Origin of the sequence: Protofrankia sp. CiP3 (assembly GCF_917627345.1) — a bacterium.
Taxonomy (GTDB): domain Bacteria; phylum Actinomycetota; class Actinomycetes; order Frankiales; family Frankiaceae; genus Protofrankia.
The window spans coordinates 17,350-40,784 of record NZ_CAKJTM010000032.1 but is presented as its reverse complement, the minus strand read 5'-3'; the positions used below and the strand labels follow the sequence as shown (position 1 = coordinate 40,784).

At 65.7% G+C, this 23,435-nt stretch carries 22 protein-coding genes and 1 riboswitch; of the genes, 11 read left to right on the top strand and 11 right to left on the bottom strand.

Annotated features, from left to right (window positions below; translation table 11 throughout):
• Positions 1-26 precede the first annotated feature (26 nt).
• The 3 genes from MJ797_RS13425 to MJ797_RS13415 form a co-directional block, all read right to left on the bottom strand.
• The gene (locus MJ797_RS13425; RefSeq protein WP_239334682.1) at positions 27-731 is read right to left on the bottom strand and encodes a response regulator transcription factor; all 705 of its coding nucleotides are present in this window, start codon (positions 729-731) and stop codon (positions 27-29) included.
• 137 nt (positions 732-868) lie between these two features.
• Positions 869-1,507, bottom strand: a complete 639-nt coding sequence (locus MJ797_RS13420; protein ID WP_239334680.1) for a response regulator transcription factor — start codon at positions 1,505-1,507, stop codon at positions 869-871.
• The gene (locus MJ797_RS13415; RefSeq protein ID WP_239334678.1) at positions 1,504-2,187 is read right to left on the bottom strand and encodes a sensor histidine kinase KdpD; all 684 of its coding nucleotides are present in this window, start codon (positions 2,185-2,187) and stop codon (positions 1,504-1,506) included. The genes MJ797_RS13420 and MJ797_RS13415 overlap by 4 nt, the downstream gene beginning before the upstream one ends.
• Before the next feature lie 556 nt (positions 2,188-2,743).
• On the opposite strand from MJ797_RS13415, the gene MJ797_RS13410 reads away from it, so the two are divergent.
• Together MJ797_RS13410 and MJ797_RS13405 are read left to right on the top strand one after the other, a co-directional pair.
• Entirely contained in the window at positions 2,744-3,469 is a 726-nt protein-coding gene (locus MJ797_RS13410) for a glycoside hydrolase family 16 protein (protein ID WP_239334676.1), read from the top strand.
• A gap of 198 nt (positions 3,470-3,667) precedes the next feature.
• Entirely contained in the window at positions 3,668-4,966 is a 1,299-nt protein-coding gene (locus MJ797_RS13405; protein WP_239334674.1) for a hypothetical protein, read from the top strand.
• On the opposite strand, the gene MJ797_RS13400 is transcribed toward MJ797_RS13405, so the two are convergent.
• The 4 genes from MJ797_RS13400 to MJ797_RS13385 form a co-directional block, all read right to left on the bottom strand.
• A complete protein-coding gene (locus MJ797_RS13400; RefSeq protein ID WP_239334672.1) occupies positions 4,869-6,242 on the bottom strand; it encodes a lipopolysaccharide biosynthesis protein in 1,374 nt (457 codons plus the stop codon). The two genes, MJ797_RS13405 and MJ797_RS13400, sit on opposite strands and share 98 nt — an antisense overlap.
• Positions 6,243-6,289: 47 nt before the next feature.
• Positions 6,290-8,227, bottom strand: coding sequence for a hypothetical protein (locus MJ797_RS13395; protein WP_239334670.1), 1,938 nt, complete (start codon positions 8,225-8,227; stop codon positions 6,290-6,292).
• Between the two features lie 29 nt (positions 8,228-8,256).
• Complete coding sequence (locus tag MJ797_RS13390) at positions 8,257-8,589, bottom strand: hypothetical protein (RefSeq protein WP_239334669.1); 333 nt, start codon at positions 8,587-8,589, stop codon at positions 8,257-8,259.
• A gap of 66 nt (positions 8,590-8,655) precedes the next feature.
• The gene (locus MJ797_RS13385) at positions 8,656-9,672 is read right to left on the bottom strand and encodes a glycosyltransferase family 2 protein (protein ID WP_239334668.1); all 1,017 of its coding nucleotides are present in this window, start codon (positions 9,670-9,672) and stop codon (positions 8,656-8,658) included.
• Here MJ797_RS13385 and MJ797_RS13380 point away from each other — a divergent pair.
• Positions 9,655-10,014, top strand: a complete 360-nt coding sequence (locus MJ797_RS13380) for a hypothetical protein (protein ID WP_239334667.1) — start codon at positions 9,655-9,657, stop codon at positions 10,012-10,014. The genes MJ797_RS13385 and MJ797_RS13380 overlap by 18 nt on opposite strands.
• A gap of 188 nt (positions 10,015-10,202) precedes the next feature.
• Here the strand turns inward: MJ797_RS13380 and MJ797_RS13375 are convergent, their stop codons facing one another.
• The 4 genes from MJ797_RS13375 to MJ797_RS13360 all read right to left on the bottom strand — a co-directional run bounded on the left by MJ797_RS13375 (position 10,203) and on the right by MJ797_RS13360 (position 13,799).
• Positions 10,203-10,853: a polysaccharide deacetylase family protein gene (locus tag MJ797_RS13375; protein ID WP_239334666.1), complete on the bottom strand. Its 651-nt coding sequence runs from the start codon at positions 10,851-10,853 to the stop codon at positions 10,203-10,205.
• 154 nt (positions 10,854-11,007) lie between these two features.
• A complete protein-coding gene (locus MJ797_RS13370) occupies positions 11,008-11,997 on the bottom strand; it encodes a glycosyltransferase family 2 protein (protein ID WP_239334665.1) in 990 nt (329 codons plus the stop codon).
• Between the two features lie 69 nt (positions 11,998-12,066).
• The gene (locus MJ797_RS13365) at positions 12,067-13,011 is read right to left on the bottom strand and encodes a glycosyltransferase family 2 protein (protein ID WP_239334664.1); all 945 of its coding nucleotides are present in this window, start codon (positions 13,009-13,011) and stop codon (positions 12,067-12,069) included.
• Positions 13,012-13,091: 80 nt separating this feature from the next.
• Complete coding sequence (locus tag MJ797_RS13360) at positions 13,092-13,799, bottom strand: class I SAM-dependent methyltransferase (RefSeq protein ID WP_239334663.1); 708 nt, start codon at positions 13,797-13,799, stop codon at positions 13,092-13,094.
• A 349-nt stretch (positions 13,800-14,148) separates the two neighbouring features.
• Positions 14,149-14,276, top strand: a riboswitch (cobalamin riboswitch).
• Between the two features lie 117 nt (positions 14,277-14,393).
• Between MJ797_RS13360 and MJ797_RS13355 the strand changes: the two genes are divergently transcribed.
• From MJ797_RS13355 to MJ797_RS13320, 8 genes are all read left to right on the top strand, one after another.
• Positions 14,394-16,550 (top strand): VWA domain-containing protein, encoded by a 2,157-nt coding sequence (locus MJ797_RS13355; protein ID WP_239334662.1) that lies wholly within the window; start codon positions 14,394-14,396, stop codon positions 16,548-16,550.
• A 2-nt stretch (positions 16,551-16,552) separates the two neighbouring features.
• Entirely contained in the window at positions 16,553-17,158 is a 606-nt protein-coding gene (cobO, locus tag MJ797_RS13350; RefSeq protein ID WP_239334661.1) for a cob(I)yrinic acid a,c-diamide adenosyltransferase, read from the top strand.
• A 32-nt stretch (positions 17,159-17,190) separates the two neighbouring features.
• Positions 17,191-18,666 carry a cobyrinate a,c-diamide synthase gene (locus MJ797_RS13345; protein ID WP_374582144.1) on the top strand — a complete coding sequence of 492 codons (1,476 nt, stop codon included), beginning with the start codon at positions 17,191-17,193 and terminating at the stop codon, positions 18,664-18,666.
• Positions 18,663-19,418, top strand: coding sequence for a precorrin-2 C(20)-methyltransferase (cobI, locus tag MJ797_RS13340; protein WP_239334659.1), 756 nt, complete (start codon positions 18,663-18,665; stop codon positions 19,416-19,418). Before MJ797_RS13345 ends, cobI begins: the two co-directional genes overlap by 4 nt.
• An 80-nt stretch (positions 19,419-19,498) precedes the next feature.
• On the top strand, positions 19,499-20,350 hold the full coding sequence (gene cobM / locus MJ797_RS13335; protein WP_239334658.1) for a precorrin-4 C(11)-methyltransferase: 852 nt from the start codon (positions 19,499-19,501) through the stop codon (positions 20,348-20,350).
• Entirely contained in the window at positions 20,347-21,519 is a 1,173-nt protein-coding gene (locus MJ797_RS13330; protein WP_239334657.1) for a cobalt-precorrin-5B (C(1))-methyltransferase, read from the top strand. The genes cobM and MJ797_RS13330 overlap by 4 nt, the downstream gene beginning before the upstream one ends.
• Positions 21,510-22,865 carry a precorrin-6y C5,15-methyltransferase (decarboxylating) subunit CbiE gene (gene cbiE / locus MJ797_RS13325; RefSeq protein WP_239334656.1) on the top strand — a complete coding sequence of 452 codons (1,356 nt, stop codon included), beginning with the start codon at positions 21,510-21,512 and terminating at the stop codon, positions 22,863-22,865. Before MJ797_RS13330 ends, cbiE begins: the two co-directional genes overlap by 10 nt.
• Positions 22,866-22,868: 3 nt before the next feature.
• The coding region (locus tag MJ797_RS13320) for a cobalamin biosynthesis central domain-containing protein (protein ID WP_374582129.1) at positions 22,869-23,435 on the top strand (567 nt) is incomplete at its 3' end.

The following is a 23,435-nucleotide window of genomic DNA, read 5'->3' as shown; positions in this document are numbered from 1 at the left end:
CCGCGGTCCCTCGACCCGGCTAACGCCTAATGTGAGAGATGCGGATTGAGATGTGAGAACGGTCTGGCGTCAGGCGCTTCGTCACCGCTGATCCCGGCACGTGCGGCCAGGGCAACCGCCTCCTGCGCCGAATGGACGTCGAGCTTTCCGAGCAGATTCTGGATATGAGTACGCACCGTGTTGGACGAGAGGAAAAGACGCCTCGCCATCGCGGTGCGGTCAAACCCGTTCACCATGCACTGAAGGATCTCACGCTCACGGCTCGTGAGAGTTGAGATTTTTTCCTCCGCCGGGGATGGCTGTGGGCGGGCCAGATCGGTGAGGACTGCCCCGAGCAGCGGCGGCGGAAACCAGCTCTCGCCGTTACGGGCGCCCCGTAGGACCGACATCAGATGTTGCAGACCGAGCCTTTTCGGCACCCATGAGGACACTCCGGCCCGTACCGCCTCGGTAGCCAGACGAGAATCTTCAATGTCAGTCATGACGACGATTGGCAACCGGTCGGACCGTCGCAGCAGCAGCTCCCGGATAATGTCGACGCCATCTCCGCGGAGCAGCTCCGCGTCCAGCAACAGGATGTCCACATCGAGTATCCCCAACACCGTGACTGCCGCCTCAACGGTGTGTACAGTTTTTACCACCTCGAAATCATGCTCGGCATGGAGCGCAACGGCGAGCGCGCCGCTGACAGCCCGCTGGGAATCGAGGATCAGTACCCGACTCGGTGTCATGCACAATTGATACCCCACGACCTTCTTCAGGTCATCCTCCAACCATCGGATGGCTACTACGCCACGGATACCGCCATGCGTCAATGTGGCTGATCGATGACCTGGCCAGGTGGTGACACCGCCGGTGGGGAACGTGGTCAGTCGACGCGGTCCATGAGCCGTACCCGGACCGCCAGCGCTGCGGCCTCCATCCGGCTGTGTACGCCGAGCTTGTTCAGCACGTTCTGAATGTGCGAGCGGGCGGTATTGGCCGTGATACCGAGATCCTTGGCGAGAACCGCGGTGCTCTGCCCACGCCCAAGCCGGGCAAGCACCTCCCGCTCGCGGCTGGTCAGGAGATCGTCGACTGCAGCCAGCTCACCGGAGCTGCGGGGGGCCCGCACGGCTCGCTCCACAACATCCGAATCGATCATTGCCTTACCTCTGCCGACTCGATCCGCGATAGCGATGATCCGTTCGATCTCCTGCGTCTTGGAGGCAAAACCGCTCACCCCGGCGTCGATGGCCGCCCTGATCGACGCGGCGTCGGTGGAGCCGGTGACCAGTACCAGCCTGGTCTCCGGCGCTAGATCAGCAAGGGATTTGATCACGCCGAGGCCGTCGCCGTCCAGGAAACGCAGGTCCATCAACCCAACATCGGGCCGGTGAAAACGGATCGCGGCCTCCGCGTCGGCCGCGGTGAAGGCCAGCTCACAGACCGTCCACCCGCGCGCGGTCAACACAGCGCCCAGTGCCTCGACGAACATTTGATGATCGTCGCAGAGCACCACCCTCACGACATAGCCTGCTGGGCATCTGCCGCGGGCAACAGGAGCCGCAGGCGGGCACCGCCCAGTGGGCTCGAGCCGATTTCCACCCGCCCGTCGAATCTTTCGACCGTCTCCTGGACAATTTTCAGCCCCAAACCAGCGGAATTCGCTGGTTTACCGGCGAATCCGGCTCCGTCATCGTCGACTTCGACCGCCATCCATCCGTCATCCGCCATCGGCGTAGCTGTCAGCTCGACTCGGCCTGACGATCCGGCGGCCTGAGCGGCGTTGGCGACAAGATTGTCGACAACCCGCCGTAGCATGACCGGATCGGCCACCACCGGGGCGAGCGGGGCGGCAGTCCCCGACCGGTGCCGGACCTGTGCCGGGACCACTCGGTCCCAGTAGGCCCCTGCTTCCGCGAGCAGCTCGGAAAGGTCAACCAGCCGGATGCAGACGCCACCAGCGGCGCTGTCCACCAGCACCGCGAGCCGGTCCGCCTCCAGCAGCACCCGATCCAGCCAGCGTCGAACTTCCGGGCCGACATCCGGATCGGTGAGTGCTGCCCACACCGCTGCCTCGATCGCGGCGATCGGCTGCCGAAGGTCGTGGCACCACTCGCCGAGCTCCCCAACCGGCGCCCGCCGTTGGTGCTGATGCTCTGGCGTTCTCGTGGCGCTCGGCCGGTCGCGCTCGGCTGGTTTCATCGCCTTCACCATGGCCCCCTCAAGGCAAACGCCCGCTATGGGAGCAGTCCCTACCCTCATACCCTGGAGGTATTCGAGCTAAAGCATATGTGGGACCACCAGTGACCATTATCGTCGCCGCGAAACACAATCCGGCACCGGTCGGCGCATCAACAGAGCGCACAATTTATGTCACGGTATGGCTAAATTTACTCGCGCCGACAACTGGGTGGATAATTATGGTTGTCGGTTGTGATTACAGTGTTTAACAGTTGACATATAGTCTTGAATGAACCTGGCGACCGCTGCTAGCGTCTCGCGCCGAGGGGATGTGGGGGTAGACCAATAAAAGAGGCGTAAAATCCATATTCCGAAGAACGCACCATCTGTGGCAGTTATGCGCCGTTTTCTGCCACCTCAATGCATCGGCGTCACTGTAGTGGCCATGCTGGTGAGCGTCGTACTCGCGGCCTGTCAGATACCGGTCGCATCCGACACCGCCTCAACATCGAAATCCCTGCAACCCATAGCGAGGTCAGCCACGACCCCCAGCGCCCCCAGTGCGTCCGGTGTGGCAATGCCACGCGGAGATCTTCCCGGCTGGAAACAGGTCTTCGCCGACGATTTCGTCACCGATACGCCGGTCGGCGGCTTCCCAACTGCGGCCGCATATCAGGGCAGGTGGAATGTCTATCCGGACGGAACACCGGACACCGCGGGTCAAAACGGGGCAAAATCGCGTTATTATCCTAGTAAGGTGGTGAGCGTCCAGGCCGGTATTCTTCGCTGCAATCTGCACACTGTGAATGGAACGCCCATGGGGGCAGCCCTGCTCCCTGTGCTGCCCGGCACCTCCACGGCTTACCAGGGCCAGTTGTACGGCAAGTTCACCATCCGCTTCCGGGCGGATCCGCTCGTCGGTTTCAAGACCGCCTGGCTTTTGTGGCCCGACAGCGGGACATGGCCGCGCGACGGAGAAATCGACTTTCCCGAAGGCGATCTGTCTGGAACCATCGGCGCGTTCATGCATCGACAGGACGGAACGTCTGGCGGCGACCAGGACGGGTTCGGCACCACGGTAACGTACACAGCGTGGCACACCGCCAGCATCGAATGGACCCCGGAGAAGGTAGATTTCATCCTCGATGACCGGTCCATCGGTAGCTCGACCGGCAGGATACCCAACACGCCGATGCACTGGGTTATCCAGACCGAGTCATCTCTTGATCTTTCCCCCGCAGCCAGTACGAGCGGGGCAGTACAGATCGACTGGGTAGCAGTGTACTCGTACCTTCAAGCATGACCAGCGCCATTCGTGTGATCGATCAATCGTATTCCGCGATCATCCTTCATCCGCTGTCTTTCGGGCCAATAATCGAGCAGGTCGCACTACGGATATTTCCGATAATCACGAAAGGCGGCCCGAGGTGCCGAAGTCATGGGTCGATGAAATGCTAGGCGAATGCAGCCAAGATTGCACCGAATTGATGTAAGGCCCCCCGTGGAGCACTTCGACACCGAAATCCCGGCTGTCGTCCTCAAAATTCTTCCAGATCCATTTTATCATGGTGGGCTCGGCGTGATCAGAAGTCTTGGCCGCCTCGGGATCCCAGTCTACGGCGTGCACGAGGACAGGCTGGCTCCCGCGGCCAGTTCACGCTATCTGCATGGCCGCATGTTCTGGCATCCAGACCCTGAGGATGCCGCGCTGCTGAGGCACGGGCTGTTGCGGCTGGCGGCCCACATCGGCCGGCCGGCCGTTCTCATTCCGGTCGACGACGCCAGCGCGGTCTTCGTCGCCGAACACGGCGACGAGTTGCGGCCATGGTTCATTTTCCCGACTCCACCGCACGATCTTCCGCGCCGGCTGGCGGATAAGTACCTGCTGTACAAGATGTGCCGGGAACTCAACGTGCCGTGCGCGACGACAGCAATGCCCACCTCACTCGCTGAGGCCGAGGAATTCGCGGCCGGAAACGGCCTGCCCCTTGTCGCCAAGCTGACCTGTCAATGGCGACGCGGACGCAGTCAGCAGCTGCGAAGCACATCCATGATCCATACCCGCGACGAACTCGTCGAGTACTATCATCGGTGCGAGCAGGTTGAAGGAGTCGCTCTCCTGTTGCAGGAGTACATCCCTGCCGGGCCACGGGACAACTGGTTTTTTCATGGCTACTGTGATTTTCGTTCGATGTGCCGGCCGGCTTTCACTGGAATCAAAGAACGTTCTTATCCACCTCATTTCGGGGTGACGTGTCTTGGTCGTTCAGTGGAAAACGAACGGCTGAGCCGGCAGATCGAAAAACTGCTGACACAGATATCCTTCCGTGGAATTCTTGATATTGATCTTCGCTGGGACAACCGCGACAAACAATACAAGATGCTCGATTTCAACCCGCGTCTCGGCGCGCAGTTCCGCTTGTTTCAGAATACTGCCGGCATCGATCTGGTGCAGGCCGCCTACCTGGATCTGACCGGTCAACCAATACCGATCGGTGCGCCGATGAATGGCCGCCGTTTCGTCGTCGAAATCCTCGACCCGATCGCCGCACTCGGATATCGATATCGCGGCGAGCTGAATGTTCGATCATGGATGCGATCGCTACATGGAGTTACCGAGAAGGCATGGTTCGCCGTCGACGACCTGGCCCCCTTCGGGCTTGTCTGCCTACGCATGGTCTGGCATGGAATCAATCGCCAGATCAGTCAGCATTCCGCCCGGCCGCGGAATTCGGAACCTCGTTATCGAGCTGGGCGTGCGCTACGAGGGGTGCACGCGGAACAACCCGAAAAATGGTGAACCCACGGTGGCCGGCGGAGTCCCCCGGGCGCGGTGGACGGGCCCGGACGGCGCGCTGCCCTCTCGACTCGGTGAGCAGCATGCCGGTGGCAACAACCATTTGCACCGCCAACCAGGCTGCACCGACACCGACCACGCCGTACAAATGGCCGAGCAGTACCGCGCTCACCGGCACCAGCACGGCAATACTCATGTGAACGCCTACGATTCGCCTCATTCTGCGCTGCGCGCGGGCGGTGCTGACACCCAGTATCACGACTGTCGCGGGCAGCGGACCGAGCAGCAGCAGGCGGAACACGGTGGCGGCGTTCTCGTAGCCCGCGCCGAAAATCCGCAACAGCAACGGCGCTCCGATTTCAGCGACCAACACAATTGCGCCGACGCCGAGCAGCGCAAGCCGACGCAGCTCGCGGTGCATGAGGACTACGTCGGCCCCAGCTTGGGCGCCTTCCACGATGAGCGACAGGCCGAACCCGAAGATCAGCGCTTCGAGCGCCTGCATAATCATCCAGGAAAGTGCGAAGGGGGCGCCCGCTGCCGGGCCGACCATCACCACGACAAGGAGGGGAACAAGTGTCACACCGACCCGCTCGAAAAGCATAGTGATGCTCTCGCCAGCAAGAAACCGCCCGAAATTGCGCATCCCGCTATCGGGAGCCGGCGTGGCGCGCGTCGGAAGAAGCTTTCGGAAAAGCAACCAGGAAACCGTGACAACCGCGATTCCGGCAGGTACGATCCATGACCCGTACAGCACCGCTACCGACCCGCCGCCGAAAGTCAAGAGCAACAGAAATTTGGTGATGTTAAAAAAAACGTTCTCCACCGGTACCCATGGCGCGCGGCGAAGCGCGGCCAAGACTGCATCCTGCATGATGAACAACGTCCAGATGCCTACCGACAGCGCGAAAAGAACTACCATGCCGGTTGAGGTGAGCATCTCGAAGGCGGAGCTTATCCGGGGCGCCACCAAAGCGAAGCCTGCGCCCAGCAGGATGCTCAGCAATGCTGATCCCGCGTAACTTCTCAACACGATCTTGAACCGATAATAGCCGGCCCGCGGGAGAAATGAGGTCAGGGCATTTCCGAGGTTGAGCTGACCGATCAGAGAAAGTGCCATCATCGCCGACACCAGCGCAGTCGCTGCACCCACCGACGACTGATTCGTGGTACGTGCCGCCAGCGCCCAGTAACCGGCTCCGAGCAATGCCGACAACCCGGCACTGCACGCAAGCGCCAGCCCGTTGCGGTACAGCAGGCGGTCCGGCCTGGGTGTCACGACGGCCCTCCTCCGGTTCCAGCTGCAGGTTTGGCTCACGGCACGGATCAGGATGCCGTACGTAACGCATAGACTCGGGTATTCGGCCCGATATAGAAGGGGATGAATGACGTCGACTCCGCTATCGCGTGTTCCAACGACGCGATAGCACCCGGCGGAGTGAGCTGAAAAACCCGGGCGAACTCCTCGGTACTGGGGGTGAAAACCAGATAACCGGACGGCGCGTAGGCGTGCATTGTCGCGACCACATCGTCAACGTCAGCGGCCCCGAGCGGACGATATCTGAATTTCTCGTCACGGAACAGGGATTCATCGAAGAAGAGATTGTAGTTGTCGCTGGACCGGACCGGTGCGTTGGAGTCAATATTCATGATCACTGAACCCGGTCGACCGTGGGCATACAGATAGCGGTTGGCCTCGACCTGGTCGTGACTCATGAGATCGATCTCATCCTGGCCGAAGTAGGCCGGAACAAACAATGCCGCGCAGGTAAGCAGCGTGGCGGCCATCAGTGAATACCGGCCGGCGACACGGAGGTACCGCCGGGATCCGCGCATCGCCGACCGAGCACCGGCCAGCGCAGCTGCAGGTGAAGCACCGGCGACCGCAACCGCGGCCAGGATCGCGCACCACGGCAGCGCAAACAGTACCACCCGCAGAATTGCCTCACCACCATAATTCTGGCCGAAGATCAGGATGATCGGCGTGGTGGCCAGCACAAGCAGTGCCACCGCCCTGCCGTCACTCCTGCGGAGCAGACGGACGGCACCAGCCAGTGCCGCAACAGCGATCACAGCCGTGAGAAGCCTACCGCAGGTAACGTTGAACGTCTTACCGGGCAGCGTATCCGTGCTCGATGCAACGGTCTCCGTGTTGGCAAGTGGATTAATGTCAGTGAACAGACCGTACCGTTGATTGACATAGCCTAGATGCGGCAGCAGGAACGCAACAGCGGTCAACGCGAAGGCACCTACCAGCCATCGGGGTCGAAGTATCCCAAGTAGCACCAGAGCGCCCGCCTGGACTATGAGAATATATGGCGTGAGTTGATGAGAGGCGACAATAGCGAAATCCAGGAACAGCAATACGGCGATCGCCGCCGATCGCGGCCAGATCGCCTTGGTCGGCGCGGGCCACATCGCCACCGGACGGCGGGTGACCCGGTGTATGCAGCGGCTCACCCGGCTGCCCAGCACGCTGTGGTGGGTTCCGCCGAACTGCCAGACGAGAATCAACATGAGCCCGAGGGTGAGCGTGTAGCCGAACGCTTGGGGGGCGAAGTAGCTCTGCCCCACCCAGTTCGTCACGACAAAGATCGTCGCTGCTGTCCAGGAAACCCGGTTGTCGTGCAGCAGCACCCGGGCGATGGCGACGATGAGAACCACGTTGACAAGAGTGAAGAACAGTTCTGCCCAGGCCGCGTAAGATGTCGGATCCGGCCTGTCGCCGAGTACGGAGAAAAATCCTGAGGCCGCAAAGAAACCAGGCCAACGATGGTAGATGTCGATGTTCCAGTCCACCGAGCCGTGCAACTCTATGTAGCGAATGACCCCGATGTGCTTATAGGTCCATGCGTATCGAGGCTCATCGACGATGAGTGGAATCGTGCCGTACAGCGCGGTGGCGAGCGCAACCAGATACCCGCCGGCCACAGTCCCGGACATCCGCCGCCGGCACAGGTTCGCTGCCGCGCCGACCACAAGCACAGCCAAGCCCGTATACCACAGCGCGCCAAGCCGCGGCGAAAGTCCGTAATCATCAAGGTCGTAGGTGGAGATCGAAGGAAGCGAGGCGGCCCACAGAGCGGTACCCGCCAGGAGCGGACCGACAGCGGCGATACAGCGCGCGATCTGGCGTGCCGACGATTCGCCGAGGCCCCGGTCACCCTGACTTCCGGTGGGTCGAAGCGGTGACGCGGCTTCGACGACCGCCGGTACAATCCGCCCCTGCGAGGAGTGCCCGCCAAGTCTGGATGCCGTCGTCATCAGTTCTCCGCCGTTCGCGATCTCTGCCCTCAGGTATGCGCCTGCTTCGGCCGCATACAAAGATCAATAATGAGTGCCGCCATGGACGCCGCAGCAAGAACGGCTCCCAGCACCATCGGATGCCACAGTCCTGACCACAGCATCACCAAACTTGTTCCGGCATCCACCGCCATGCTGAGCACTATTGCGAGCCCCAGCCAGGTAAGCGGATCAGGTGTGTCGAGCCGAGTGAGCACGGCGGCGCCGGGCAGGAGCAGCAATGCCAGCAGCACCAGGACAGGCCGGGCCGGGCCGCTCGGCGCAACCACAGCGATCCCGGCCATCACGGCGAGTGCAAGCAGCGCCAGGTCTTTTGCGATCACCGACTCCGGTACACGACGCTGAAAGGCGTTGATCAAAATATCGACTCCCAGAAAGTAGGAACCATGTCATCCCGTCTTGGCCAGACATGTTCGTGAATGCAACCGGCGAAGGTGCGTGACGCCCGCCGGGAGCCGCAGAATCAGTCGCCCACCGATACGGGGATTCAGTAGATATTTCGTCAGATAGGCGGAGAGGCCGCAGCCGTAGCCGAACATCTGCCGCCGAAGAGCCGGAAAATCTCCCCGGTGGTGGTGCCAGGACACGGCAGCCGGTTCATAGGCGATGACATGGCCCGCAAGCAGAATCCGGACGAGGAGATCGAGATCTTCACCGCCGCGACTGGGTGTACCCACCCCGAGCGCGTTGTCGAATCCGCCAAGCTCCCGCAGCAGCGCGGTGCGGACGGCGACCAACGCACCGAACGAGCCGGCCGCAAAAGGATGAAGAGGCCCTGAGCGATTGGCTGGCTTACCGTCGAAGAGCCGTGGCTCACACCGTGTCGACCACGCCACCCGGGCATCGAAGTACTGTTCGGCCGGACTGTCCAGGTTTGCCGCCGCCACCAGACCCGTCACACAGGCCACGGTGTCCCACCGGGAAAATCCGCGAAGAATTCCGTTGAGCCAACCCGGATCGACCTCGACATCATCGTCGGTAAAAGCTGTCACCAGACCAGTTACAGCCGCGAGCCCGGCATTACGAGCAAACGACAACCCCGCGCGATTTTCCCGCACATAGCGAAATCGACCGTCATCTCCAACCATCTTCTGAAAAACACGAGCAGTGCCGTCGTCGCTCGGCGCGTTGTCAACGACGACAGCCTCGAGATGCGGATACAGAAGATTTTTCAAGGAATGCAGACAAATAAGTAAGGAATCTGGCCGGTTACGAGTACATACGATGATACTTACCAGTTTATCTGGATATACAGCAGTGTCTCCACCAGACTGAATACCGTTATCGACACAGGCGCCACACACCTGGGGGGACGCATTCCGGGATGGCCGCGGTTCGCCCTCTGCCGCGGGCCGATCAACGGCGGCGAGCCCAACATCGCTGAGGCCATGGCGCAGATCCTGCATAGCAGACAGGCCGTCAGCGGCAAGATGGCGCCGCACCCGGCCGACGAGTTCCGCATCGTTGTCGGCGGTGGCCAGGACCCGGGCCTGTTCCAGTCCGACCGGCCCGATATCAACAAAAACATAGCCGACTGCCTCACCATGTATGCGCAGCAGGATCCGTGCCTGCGTATACGGGGAGCCGTCGCCATGCTGGGGATGTCTTGGCAACACATCGGGCGCCGAGAGTTCAAGCTGTCCGCACCAGATGGCGGTAGTCTTTTGCAGGCGCTCCTCTTTTCGGCCGAGGGCAGCGACAGCCCGGTGGAAAAATTCCGGCCCGGACCATTCCCGAGACCATGCTGACGCTGGCAGCAGTTTGCTTGTTCCTTTATCGGACCGCGACGCTGATCTGCGTGGATGGCGTATCCGCCACCGGCCCACCAGGTACGAACCCGGCCCGGCGATGTAACCAGCGGCCTCGGACAACAACAGACGGCGGCGTATGGTTGCGGGCAGCTCCGGACGGGCCCGATAAGGTTGATCGGGCCCGTTCACCGATGGGTTCCAGTGATCAGAGCGGTCCGGCCACGGCGCACAAGGCGAAACGCGCTGGTACGTAGCAGTTCATGTCGGGGAGGTATTTTTCCGTGACCGTTTAGCAATTTTTGAAAATCCTCCTTCGAGACACTCTGTTTAACTGTCAGACGAGAGATTTCATATCGATCGTCACTAGAACAGGACATCGTGTTCTTCACGGCACAGGCCGATTCGTAGCCAGCTTTTATAACGGCCGCGCGGACGGTCCTGTTGAAGTTTCCATGCGGATACGCAAAGGACCGACAAGGAATACCTGTAAGAGCGGACAGGTCCGCCCCAGAACCGGCCACCTCCTGCTCAAGTTGTGCCTTGGAAATTTCATCAAGCCGACGATGGGTACGGCTGTGTGCGCCGATTTCTGCGCCGATCTCAACGATCTCGCGCAGGTCTCGGGCGGTCAACATACCGTCACATCCGATCCACGATGTGGTCAGGAAGACGGTAGCCGCCAAGCCCTTGTCCGCCAGCTGGCGGACGGCTTCGATGTTGTCCCCGAAACCGTCGTCAAGTGTCACGACAAGCACCTGGTCGGGCACGTTACCAGCCGCCAGCAGCAGGGCGAACTCCGCCACGGTCAGAGCAGTCCGACCAGAATCGGCCATCATGGAGACATCTTGTGCGAAACGTCGTGGGGACACCGTCCACCGAGCCATTCCTGGTGGCGGGTCATCGGTCACTGAATGGTAAAGTAGGATTGGTATCATGGTGCCTCCCCGGCAGCCCTTCCAGACAGCTGAGCACGGTGGACGCGTCAAGATGTCAGCCGGCCATCACAGCCGAGACTGCGAAATTGCTTCGCCGGACCAGATAACCGGTACTTGTGATGATGAAACCCAGCATCAGCGCACCAGCGCGCGGCCACCGGTCGATGCTGCGCAGATTGCCGGCAACCGCGCGGGGCAGGGTATCTCGCACATACCGGCGTTCGGCCGCCAGAGCCACCTGAGTGCCGACCAGGTGGGCGACAAGCGCCGTGGACGTCCCTTCCGCATAGCAGCGGCGGCGAAAATACGCGAACGATATCCGTTCCGTGGTGACACGGTGTTCGACGACCGCACTCGGTTCATATATGATCTTTGCCTCTGGCAATACTCGGCGAAGTCGGATAAAAAATTCGGTCTCGTCGCAGCCGGACGTGTCGGCACGGACCCGACCGACACCCTCGGTAAAGCCACCAGCCCGAGTGAACGCGGACTTTCGCACCGACATAGCCGCGCCGATCGGATTACGTACCTGCTCGCGAGCTGTCGGCATCCCCGCATAGCTGCAGCCCACCACCCAGTCGAACTCGGGTGGGAACCAGCCAGGGCGGTCAGTCGGCCAGTCAGCGACAACGAGACCACCGACACCCTGCACCGCCTGGTCCGAGTACGGGGCAAGCAGGCGTTCAAGCCACTCCTGACGTGCCCGAGCGTCGTCATCGAGAAATACCACGACATCACCGGAAGCCATTTGAACGCCTGTATTTCGTGCGCCGCTGAGCCCCCGCGCGCCACTGCTGGCCACTACTATCACATGCCCGAAGAAATTCCGTGCGCGCTGGAGCAGCTCATCGTTGTGGTCAACGACAATAATGAGCTCCGCCGGCTGGCGGCATTGGTTCTGGACGCTGTCAACCGCGGCGACGATATCGTCCCAACGCCGCTCGGTGAAGATACAGATGACAACCGAGACGGTGGGTGTCGGCTGTCGGTGCCATATAGCGTGAGCAGGGACAGCGGTGAGCAGCTCCGACTGGAGATCGTTCACGAATCCCCTTCCTTTCACCAAATTCGAGTTGAAGGGCCGGTAAATCACACTGATTCCGCAGCACTGTGCTCACTGCGGAAGCTGTCCGATGACCTCACATTGTCCCGCCGAGCGGATCTTCCAAGCACGGTCAGCGCAGACCCGGCGGTATCGTGATACACCACGCCGGGTAGTGTGATGATGCCCTTTACGGCTCGCCTCAAAAGTTGATCCGTCCACTCTGGTAGACTGCTCTGGGCCAATCCATAGTGCTACGGCTGGTAGCATTTCTGATCGTGGTCGCCAACTGCCAGATCGCCCCCATTCTTTTACGATCACAAACAAAACGCGAAGGCCATCGGAAATCGGATTGAGTTTGCTTGTGCCATGCAGCCGCCGGTACTCGAAACTAGGCACCTCGACAACACGAAGGCCGGCTCGGGCGGTCCGGATGTTAATCAACGTCTCCACCTCGAAGCCATCTCCCCAGCAGAGCTTTTGATCGCAACCATCAGGATCAAGATCAAATACTGGTATGCACCGCCGCCAGAACGCGTTGTAGCCATAACATAGATCGGTGAAGCGAGCGTGGACCAAAGCATTAGCCAACGCATTGAGGCATCGGTTTCCCATCCGACGCAGCGGCGTGATGTCGTTGCTTCCGGCGAGGGGAAGAAAACGTGATCCTCTAGCAAAATCGGCACCAGCAGTGAGCGCCCGCATAAATTGGGGGATCTCGGCTGGGTCGGCCGACCCATCTGCGTCAAGCATCACGATAATATCGCCCGTCGCCGCCGCACAGCCACACGCCACGGCGTTTCCCTTGCCACTGCGGGTCTGATGCACGATGACGGCGTCGGGCCGCAAGGAGCGAGCGACGTCAACAGTTCCGTCACTGGAACGGCCATCGACGACGACAATCTCGGCATCATCGGGCAGGCGTGGGAAGACGTACGGCAAATTTTCCGCCTCATTGAGGGTCGGAATGACCACGCTGACGGTGGGTGAACTGTCAGGCCGAGCCGATTCTGGCATCTCTGTTAATTCCTCCTAGCGAACGTGACGAAAAATTGCTTACCGACAGAGATTGACATGACAATCTGTGCCACTCTTGCTCATGGCATAAACCGATAGGCCAGTACCCGCCCGAAACCTCGATATGATAACTCGTTGGATTTTTCCCACGGGCTGGACAGAGAATCCAGAACCTCCTCATGGCGAGGTTTGCTGTAAATAATCCAGGCGGTCCGCGGGTGGGCCGCGACAGAATGTTCGATGTTGGCAACTACCTGCTTGAGAATATCCGCGTCAAAAGGATTGAAGAAAAAGAATACTCGATTATCCGGCTGAATTTTATACCGTGCGGCATCGATACACACCATATGCGCCTCGACGCTGCCTCCTCGACGCTTCCGATAGGCCTCTATATTTCCTTTTCCGAGTTCGCAGAACTCTTTTGCAAATTCAACACCGATAACTTTTCCGAAGCCGAATTCGGCGGCCAGGAGAAGTGTGCGTGCATTTCCCGCACCGAAGTCAACGAACGTGCCGTCGGCTGGAATTCGAAGCTTTCTGAAGGTAGCGCAAAAGGGTCCGACCGGCATTGGTACAAGATCGTGACCAGTTTCTCTGTCACCTGCGATCGTCAGATCATCCGCTAGAGCGACGCGCATCGACGTTCGGGTACCGTGCCGTTTGTCGAACAAAAAACCCCGCGCGTATCTTGCGCCGGCGATCAGGACAAAGAAAATTCCGTCCTTATGGAGCGTACGTTTGAAAATCTCATACTTTGAGAGCGCGGTCAGCTTGCTATCAGCGGTCATAAATCATCCTTCCGTCCTGATTGCGACGCACGACCGGCTGCGGGTGGGAGCGCCGGACCGCCGCGGCTCGTCCGCAGCATGTCAACGGGTCATTCCTTCGGTCGCAATCGACCGTATGTCGCCAGCTGTGCGAGGCGTCCCCACGGGGGCAGTAACTTGCCTACGCCGAACGCGGGCCACGGTGGGTCGCCGTCACGATCCGAAAGCGGAAATATCGACTGGCCGGTATGACCACCGGTCTCTTCAGCCGCGGATTGCCGCCGGACGCGTCGGGTGCACAGGCCGGGCTCGAGCGAAGGCGGGCCCGCGGGTGGGTCGGTGTGTCATGCTGGGGAGCGCGACGGCAGTGGAGGAAGCCGGTGGGAGTCCGGCGCGGTCCCGCCACTGTCACCGGGGAGCAACCTCTCACCGTACGTCACGGCCGCGACAGCGGTTGGAAGGCCGAGAGGAAGCGCTGATCCGGAAGTCAGGATACTCCGGCCGTCCGCACCGTTACCGAGGGCGAGGAAACCCGAGGGGGGAGCGCGGTATGCCCACGCACGCTCATGACCCGGTGATCGACGTACGATCCGGCGCACAGCGGCGCAGGGCACTATGACGGCCTACCCACTGTCCGCGGTTGTGGGCATGGACGACCTGCGGCTCGCGCTCCTGCTCAACGCGGTGTCACCAGCGATCGGCGGAGTGCTCGTCCGCGGAGAGAAGGGCACTGCCAAGTCCACAGCGGTGCGGGGTCTTGCCGTGCTGCTCCCGCCCGTGAACGTGGTGACCGGCTGCCGGTTCTCCTGCGACCCGGGCGCGCCCGAGCCCGACTGCCCCGACGGGCCGCATCCACCTGAGGCCCGGCCGGCCACCCGTGCGGCACGTCTGGTCGAGCTGCCGGTCGGTGCCTCCGAAGACAGGGTCACCGGGGCGATCGACCTCGACCGGGCGCTCGCCGAAGGCGTCACCGCGCTGCGCCCCGGGCTGCTCGCCGCCGCCCATCGGGGCGTGCTCTACGTCGACGAGGTCAACCTCCTGCACGACCATCTCGTCGACCTCCTGTTGGACGCGGCCGCGCTCGGCGTCGCCCACGTCGAACGCGACGGGGTGTCCGTCCGCCACGCCGCCCGCTTTCTGCTGGTCGGGACGATGAACCCCGAAGAGGGGGAGCTGCGCCCACAACTGCTGGACCGCTTCGGGCTGACCGTCGAGGTAGCCGCCAGCCGCCAGCCACAGGTGCGGGCCGAGGTGGTGCGCCGCCGGCTGGCCTACGACGCCGACCCGGCCGCTTTCGCCGCCAGGTGGACCGATACGGAGGCCACACTCGCGGCAAAAATCCTCACCGCTCGTGGACGGCTGCCTGGTGTCGGGCTGCCCGATCCCGTCCTGCGTCAGGTCACCGCGGTCTGCGCCGCGTTCGACGTGGACGGCATGCGCGCGGACGTGGTCGTGGCCCGCACCGCGATGGCGCTGGCCGCGTGGGAGGGCCGGGTGACCGTCGACACCGACGACGTCCGCCGCGCCGCCCTCCTGGCGCTGCCGCACCGGTGCCGCCGCGGCCCGTTCGACGCGCCCGGCCTGGATGAGGAAACCCTCGTCCAGGCGTTGGACGAGGCCTGCGAGGACAAGGCGCGGGCCAAGGACGATGCGCGGGCGCACGCCGGAGCGCCGCCTGCCGACCCAGGCACAGGCACAGGCACAGGCACAGATCCAGACCCGGCCCCGCCCACTGGAGGCGGGGGAGACGGCGGTCACGGAGGAGGCAGCGGCGGGGGGCCGGCACCGAGCGGGCCGGGAACGACAGCGGAACGGGCGACCGGAGCGGACGTCGTCCCATCCCCGCGTCCCGCGGAAGGCAGCGGCGCCGACGGTGGGGATGGCGGCCCCAGCGGGCCCGGACCCGGCGGTGGCGCGGCGCGGGCGCAACGTCGCGCCGGCAGTCCTGGCCCGTCGTTTCGCCCGCGCCGCCTGGAGGTCCCCGGCACCGGGACGCTTGCGGGCGCGGCCGGTCGGCGCGCACGCGCCCGTACCCCGCACGGAGCGGTCGTCACCACCTCCCCGGACGCGCCCGGCCTGCACCTGCCGGCAACCCTGCGAGCGGCCGCGCCCTGGCAGCACGCCCGTGGACGTACCGGCCCAGGGCTCATGCTGTGTCCCGCTGACCGGCGCGGGGCGGTCCGCCAGGGACGCGAGGGCAATCTCGTCCTGTTCGTGGTGGACGCCAGCGGTTCGATGGCCGCCCGTGCCCGGATGCGTACGGTCACCGGCGCCGTGCTGTCCCTGTTGCTGGACGCCTATCAGCGTCGCGACCGGGTCGGAATGATCATATTCAGGGGTTCCCGCGCCGACCTCGTCCTGCCCCCGACGTCCAGCGTGGAAGTCGGCGCGGCACGGCTCGCGTCCCTGCCGACCGGCGGTCGTACCCCGCTCACAGCCGGGCTTACCCGTGCGGGCGACCTGCTCGCTACCGAACGCCGCCGTGACCCGCACCGGCGGCCGTTGTTGATCGTCGTCACCGACGGCCGTGCCACCGCGGGCCCGGATCCGATCGCGGCCGCGCGAACGCTGGCCCGCACCGGCGTGGCGAGCGTCGTCGTCGACTGCGAGAGCGGCCATGTCCGCCTGGGCCTGGCTGGACGCCTCGCGACCGCGCTGGGCGGTACGGCCATCCCGATCGACGCCCTGTCAGCCACGGCTTACCAGAGGGCCAACCGCGCGGCCAGGGGTGCGGCTGGCCCGCGTAGAGCCGATCCGCGGAAGGCCGCCTAGACATGCCACAGGGACAGCCCACCGTCGTGCCCGACGACGGCCTGACCACCCGAACGCGCCGGGACCGGGCACTACTGATCATCCATACCGGCAATGGCAAGGGAAAGTCGACCGCGGCGTTCGGGCTCGCGCTGCGGGGCTGGGCGCAGGGCTGGGATGTCGGGGTGTTCCAGTTCGTCAAGTCCGCGAAATGGCGAATCGGAGAGGAACGGGCGCTGCGCGCCCTGGCCGCGACCGGCGAGGGCGGCGCCGTCACCTGGCACAAGATGGGCGAGGGGTGGAGCTGGGTACAACGCCGGATCGACCCCACGGCAGAACCAGCCGAGGCCGCCCGCGAGGGCTGGGCGCAGATCCGCCGGGACATCGCCGCGCAGACCTACCAGCTCTACGTCCTCGACGAGCTGACCTACCCGCTGACATGGGGATGGATCGACACCGACGAAGTCGTCGAGGTGCTGCGTACCCGCCCGGGACGCCAGCATGTCGTGGTGACCGGCCGCGCCGCGCCGCCCGCGCTGGTCGACGCCGCCGACCTGGTCACCGAGATGACCAAGGTGAAGCATCCGATGGACGCCGGGCAAAAAGGCCAGCGGGGGATCGAATGGTGACCGCCCCGGGCCTGCGCCCGCCCCAGCCGGTGATCCCACAACTGGTGATCCCACGGCTGGTGATCGCCGCCCCGGCGAGCGGTGCCGGCAAGACCACCGTGGCGACCGGGCTGATGGCCGCGTTCACCGCCCGCGGCCTGCGGGTCTCCCCGCACAAGGTCGGGCCGGACTACATCGACCCGACCTACCACGCCGTCGCCAGCGGGCGCCCCGGCCGCAACCTCGACGCTGTCCTCTGCGGGGAGCACCGGATCGCGCCGCTGTTCGCCCACGGCGCCCACGGCGCCGACATCGCCGTAGTCGAGGGCGTGATGGGCCTGTTCGACGGGGTGTCACTGCCCGAACCCGGCCAGCCCGCCGACTTCGCCTCGGCCGCCCATGTGGCCCGCCTTCTCGACGCCCCGGTCGTGCTGGTGCTCGACGCGTCCGCCGTGGGCCGCTCGGTGGCCGCCACCGTGCACGGCTTCGCCACCTGGGACGACCGGGTGCGCCTGGGCGGGGTGGTGTTCAACCGGGTGGGCTCGGCCGGCCACGAACGGCTGCTGCGGGACGCGGTCGCCGGTCTCGGTATCGCCGTGCTGGGCGTCGCGCGCCGCGATGATCGGGCCGCGGTGCCATCCCGGCATCTCGGGCTCATGCCCGCGGCCGAGCGGGCCGCGGCCGCGGCCGCGGCTGTCGACGCGCTCGGCGCGCTGGCTACCGCATCATTCGATCTTGATGCCGTACTTGCGCTCGCCCGGTCAGCACCGCCGCTGCGCGTGCGGCCCTGGTCGCCGGCCACCGCGATCCCCACCGCGGTACCGGCACCGGCGTCGGACCGGCCGGCGCGGATCGCGGTCACGGGCGGACCGGCGTTCACCTTTGGTTACACCGAACAGGTCGAGTTGCTGCTGGCCGCGGGAGCCGAGGTGATCACTGTCGACCCGCTGCGGGACGAGGCCCTGCCGAGCGGCTGCGACGGGCTGATCATCGGTGGTGGCTTCCCCGAGGAACACGCATCCGCGCTCGCCGCGAACACGACTCTGCGCGCCGACGTGACGGCGCTGGCGGACAGGGGCGCGCCGGTCATCGCCGAGTGCGCGGGCCTGCTGTACCTCGCCCGCTCCCTGGACGGGCATCCGATGTGCGGGGTGCTCGACGCCGACACCGCGATGAGCCCCCGGCTCACCCTTGGTTATCGACGGGCCGTGGCCGCCTGCGACAGCCCGATTGCCACAGCCGGTACCCCGGTGACCGCGCACGAGTTCCACCGCACAGCGGTGCTGGTTGCCCGCGAAACCGCCCGCACCGGGACCGCACGGCCGGCATGGTGTGTCGAAAGCCGAGGCGGCCGGCCGGGAAGCGGCGATCGGGATGATCGACCGGAGGGCTTCGTGCGCGCTGGGGTACACGCGTCCTACCTGCATCTGCACTGGGCGGGTGTACCCGGTGCGGCCACGCGCTTCGTCGCGGCGGCGAAGCAGGCCAGGCACGGGAGCCACGAGAGCGGGCCGCGATGGTCGCGATGAGCGCGCAGCCGGCCTCGGGCGACCGGCTGGCGGACAGCCTGCTGATCGGAGTCGGTGTCGGCCCCGGCGACCCGGACCTGATAACGATCAAGGCGGTCGGCGTCCTCGAGCATGCCGAGGTTGTGTTCGTCCCGGTGAGCGAGGGGACGCCACCGCCGGGGCGAGCCGAGGCGACCGTCCGCGCGCACATCACCCATGATCGTATCCGTCACCTGCCGTTCCGGATGACCGGCGACGCCGACTACGACACCCCCGCGGGAGTGGTCGCGGAGGCGTTGCGTGCGCATCCGGGAGGAAGGATCGCGTTTGCCACGATCGGCGACCCGAACGTCTACTCGACCTTCACCACGCTGGCCGCCCGGGTTCGGGCGCTGCGGCCCGGCGTCGTCATCGAGACCATCCCCGGGATCATGGCGCTCCAGGATCTCGCCGCCCGGTCCGGCACCGTGCTGGCTGTGGGCGCTGAGACGGTGGCGCTGCTGCCGCTGACCGCGGGGGTGGACGCCTACCGGCGGGCCGTGGCCGACCACGACACGGTCATCGCCTACAAGGGGGGCCGCGCGCTGCCCCGGGTCCTCGACGTCCTCGCCGACGCCGACCGGCTCGGCGGAGCCGGCGGCACAGCCGTTTACGGCGCGGCCCTGGGCCTGGCGGACTGCGACATCCGCCCGGCCGGTGAGCTGCCTCGCGACCAGGCCGGCCCCTACCTGTCCACGGTGATCTCGATACGGCGGCGGCAGTGGCCGGGCTGACCGAAGCCGCGGCCGGCGCGGGAGGCGCGGGAGGCGCGGGAGGCGCTGCCGGTGCCGCGATCGCTCCGGCAGGGGGGCGGGTGACGTTCGTCGGGGCCGGTCCGGGCGCCGCGGACCTGCTCACTCTGCGCGGCGCACGGGTGATCAGCCAGGCGGATGTGGTGATCTGGGCGTCCTCACTGGTCCATCCGGACGTGCTCACCCACGCACGCGGCGACGCCGAGATCGTCGACTCGGCCGAACTGCCGCTCGAAGGTGTCCGAGACGTCTACCGGCGGGCGGCGCGCGACGGGCTCGCCGTGGCCCGGGTCCACTCCGGCGACCCGGCGCTGTGGGGAGCCATTCAGGAACAGCTGGCGGTCTGCGCCACCCTCGGGCTCGCCACGGCGATCGTGCCCGGGGTCAGCAGCTTCACCGCCGCGGCCGCGTCCGTGCAACGTGAACTGACCATCCCCGAGGTGGCACAGTCAGTGATCTTGACCAGGCTCGGCGGCGGCAAGACCCCGATGCCCGCGGGCGAGGACATCGCCGGCTTCGCCCGGCACGGCACGACCATGGCGCTGTTCCTGTCGGCCGCCCGGTCCGGCCAGCTCCAGGATGAGCTCACCGACGGTGGCTATCCGCCGGAGACACCCTGTGTGGTTGCCTACCGGGTGAGCTGGCCGGATGAACTGATCGTGCGGTGCGCGCTGGCGGACCTCGCCGCTACGGTCCGTGCGCACAAGCTGTGGAAACACACCCTGGTGCTGGTCGGCCCGGCGCTGGCCGCGGACGGGACCCGCTCACACCTTTACCATCCCGGCCATTTCCATGGGTTCCGCCGGGCCGAGCGCGCCGCCCGGATGGCGCTACGAGCCCACGACCATCCCCTCGAGGCATCGCCCGAGCCATCGCCCGAGCGTCCGCGGGAAGCCGGGGAGCCACCGGCGTGAACGACGCGAAGCCTGTCCGCCGACCGGTCACGTTGCGTGAACCAGATTTGCCGCGCACCGCCAGAATCCGGTCGGATGCGCTGCGCACTGGCTGGAGCACCGGAACGTGTTCGGCCGCCGCCGCGAAAGCCGCGAGCGCGGCGCTGGCCTCCGGCGTCGTCCAGCGCGAGGTCACCATCAGCCTGCCGTCCGGCGAACGCGTCTCCTTCCTCGTCGAACGCTGTGTGCTCGACGCCGGCCGTGCGGCCGAGGCGGTCGTGGTCAAGGATGCTGGGGACGACCCGGACGTCACCCACGGCGCGCGCCTGACCGCGACGGTGGCATGGCGGGCGCCAGCCGGTATCGAGATCGACGGCGGACCCGGCGTCGGGGTGGTCACGAAACCCGGCCTCGGCCTGCCCGTGGGCGAAGCGGCGATCAACCCGACACCTCGATCAATGATCATCCAATCGGTCAACGAAGTCGTTGACCTCGACACCCACGGGTTACGGGTCGTGATCAGTGTCCCGGACGGGGAACGGATGGCACGGCGTACCACCAACGCCCGCCTCGGCATCCTCGGTGGGATCTCGATCCTCGGCACCACCGGCATCGTGCGGCCCTTCTCCACCGCGTCGTGGCAGGCCTCGGTGGAACAGGCCATCGCGGTCGCCGCCGCCCAGCAGCAGCGCACGATCGTGCTCGCCACGGGCGGGCGCACCGAGAAAGCGGCCATCGGGCTGCTGCCGGCCCTGCCCGAGGTATGTTTCGTCGAAGTCGGCGACTTCACTGCGGCGGCGCTGCGCCGGGCGGTCGAGGTGGGCATAACCGACGTGATCTTCGTTGGGATGGCCGGCAAGCTGACCAAACTCGCCGCGGGTGTTCTGATGACGCACTACACCCGGTCGAAGGTCTCCCCGGACCTGCTGGCCGCGATCACGCTCGACGCCGGTGGTGACCCGGTGTTGGCGGCGGCGGTCACCGCCGCCAACACCGCGCGTCACGCCCACGAGCTGTGGGAGGCCGCCGGTCTGCTGCGAGCCGCCGGCGATCTGCTCTGCGCCCAGGTCGCGGACGTTCTCACCCGGTTCGCGGACGGGCGCCTGCACGCCCGGGTCGCCATGGTCGACTTCACCGGGATGTCCTGCGTCGCCGCCACGGAACACGAGTGGGTCGGACCATGTCGGTGAGGCCTCCGCTGACGTCTCCGTTGGCGCTGACGTCTCCGTCGACGGTGACAGTGATCGGCTGGGACGGGCGGCCGCCCACGCCCGCCGCCGTCCGCGCCCTCGCCGCGGCCACGCTGGTGCTCGGCGGGCGCCGCCACCTCGACGCGGTCGCGCCTTTCCTGACCGGAAACGCACAAACGGTTACTTTTGGCAACGTCACAGCGGGCCTGGCCGCACTGACGGCGCACCTGGCCGCCGGTGGTGGGCCAGCGGCGCTCCTCGCCAGCGGCGACCCGGGGTTCTTCGGCATCCTGCGTGCGCTGCGACGGCATCTTCTCGACAGCGGACATGATCCCGATGCTCCGGGCGGTCCCGGCATCGAGATACTGCCCGCGGCGTCCTCGGTCACCCTCGCGTTCGCGCGCGCCGGCCTGCCCTGGGACGACGCGATCGTGGTGAGCGCGCACGGCCGCCGGCTAGGCCCGGCCGTCAACGCCTGCCGCGCCCACCACACCGTGGCGGTGCTGACCGGCCCGGCCAGTGGCCCGGCCGCCCTGGGAGCCGCGCTCGGGAGCCTGCGACGGCGGATGTTCGTCGCCGAGGAGCTCGGGACGCCCACGGAACGGACCACCTGGTGCACGCCGCGCCAAGCCGCCGCACGCCACGACTGGCGGGACCCGAACGTGGTCGTCGTGGTGGATGCCGGCGGACCTGGCACGGGCCGGCCCACGAGCGAAGAGCACAATCCGGCTGGCTGGCTTTTCCCACACCGGGCGTCCCCGCCGGGCTGGGCGCTCCCCGAAGCCGCATTCACCCACCGCGACTCGATGATCAGCAAATTCGAGGTACGGGCCATGGCGCTGGCCCGTCTCGGCCCAGCTCCCGGCGATCTCATCTGGGACGTCGGTGCCGGCAGTGGCGCGGTCGCGGTGGAGTGCGCGCGCCTCGGTGCGGCCGTCATAGCCGTCGACCGCGACCGCGACGCGAGCGAACGCACCCAGGCCAACGCACGTGCACACGGGGTAGCCGTCGAGGTCGTCCTGGGCGCCGCCCCCGGCGTGCTCGCCGATCTGCCCACACCGGACGCGGTGTTCGTCGGTGGCGGTGGGCCGGACGTGGTAGCGGCCTGTGCCCGTCGCGCCTGCCGGACGGTGGTCGTCGCCTTGGCCGCGCTCGACCGGGTCCGTCCCACCTGGGATGCCCTGGCCGGCGCCGGTTTCGAGGTCGCGGGAAGCCAGCTTGCCGCGGCCCGGCTGCGGCCGTTGCCGGACGGCGCGCTACGACTCGCGGCGACCAACCCGGTCGTCCTGCTGTGGGGAGCACACGCTGGGAAGCACGATGCGGGGAAGCACGATGTTTCGCGGTAGGCCATGACCCGAGGTGACGGCGGGGGAGAAGGTGTCGGTCTGGTCGCGGTGACCGCGGCCGGGCACACCGCCGCGGCGGAGCTCGCACGGGTCTGGCCGGACGCCCGGGTCTACACGGGCCCGGCCCGCGACGCACTCGCCGCCGCGGTCGATGAGTGCGCGGGCGTGGTCTGCTTCCTCGCGACCGGCGCGACAGTACGCCTGCTCGGGCCGCTGCTTGTCGACAAGGCCACCGACCCGGGCGTGGTCTGCGTGGACGAGGCCCGACGGTGGGCGGTCGCCCTCGTCGGTGGTCACCGCGGCGGTGCCAACATGCTCGCCGAGCGCGTCGCCACCGCGCTGGGGGCGACCGCCGTGGTGACCACCGCCAGCGACGTGTCGGCGGCGACAGCGCTGGACTCGTTCGGTACCGACGTGGGGCTGCGGGTCGAACCGGGTTCGCGGCTGGCGACGGTGGGCGCGGCGGTGCTGTCCGGCGGGCCCGTGGCCCTATACGCCGACGCTGTCTGGCCGCTGCCGCCGCTACCCGCGTCGGTCCGGCTCGCGGGCGGTCCCGATACGGGCGCGACC

Bases quoted from the DNA above. Each gene is read 5' to 3' on its own strand.
- MJ797_RS13425 (WP_239334682.1), bottom strand. From the start codon at position 731: ATGACACCGAGTCGGGTACTGATCCTCGATTCCCAGCGGGCTGTCAGC.
- MJ797_RS13415 (WP_239334678.1), bottom strand. From the start codon at position 2,187: ATGAAACCAGCCGAGCGCGACCGGCCGAGCGCCACGAGAACGCCAGAG.
- MJ797_RS13410 (WP_239334676.1), top strand. From the start codon at position 2,744: ATGCCACGCGGAGATCTTCCCGGCTGGAAACAGGTCTTCGCCGACGAT.
- MJ797_RS13395 (WP_239334670.1), bottom strand. From the start codon at position 8,227: ATGACGACGGCATCCAGACTTGGCGGGCACTCCTCGCAGGGGCGGATT.
- MJ797_RS13380 (WP_239334667.1), top strand. From the start codon at position 9,655: ATGGCGCAGATCCTGCATAGCAGACAGGCCGTCAGCGGCAAGATGGCG.
- MJ797_RS13385 (WP_239334668.1), bottom strand. From the start codon at position 9,672: ATGCAGGATCTGCGCCATGGCCTCAGCGATGTTGGGCTCGCCGCCGTT.
- MJ797_RS13375 (WP_239334666.1), bottom strand. From the start codon at position 10,853: ATGATGGCCGATTCTGGTCGGACTGCTCTGACCGTGGCGGAGTTCGCC.
- MJ797_RS13365 (WP_239334664.1), bottom strand. From the start codon at position 13,011: ATGCCAGAATCGGCTCGGCCTGACAGTTCACCCACCGTCAGCGTGGTC.
- MJ797_RS13360 (WP_239334663.1), bottom strand. From the start codon at position 13,799: ATGACCGCTGATAGCAAGCTGACCGCGCTCTCAAAGTATGAGATTTTC.
- MJ797_RS13355 (WP_239334662.1), top strand. From the start codon at position 14,394: ATGACGGCCTACCCACTGTCCGCGGTTGTGGGCATGGACGACCTGCGG.
- cobO (WP_239334661.1), top strand. From the start codon at position 16,553: ATGCCACAGGGACAGCCCACCGTCGTGCCCGACGACGGCCTGACCACC.
- cobI (WP_239334659.1), top strand. From the start codon at position 18,663: ATGAGCGCGCAGCCGGCCTCGGGCGACCGGCTGGCGGACAGCCTGCTG.
- cbiE (WP_239334656.1), top strand. From the start codon at position 21,510: ATGTCGGTGAGGCCTCCGCTGACGTCTCCGTTGGCGCTGACGTCTCCG.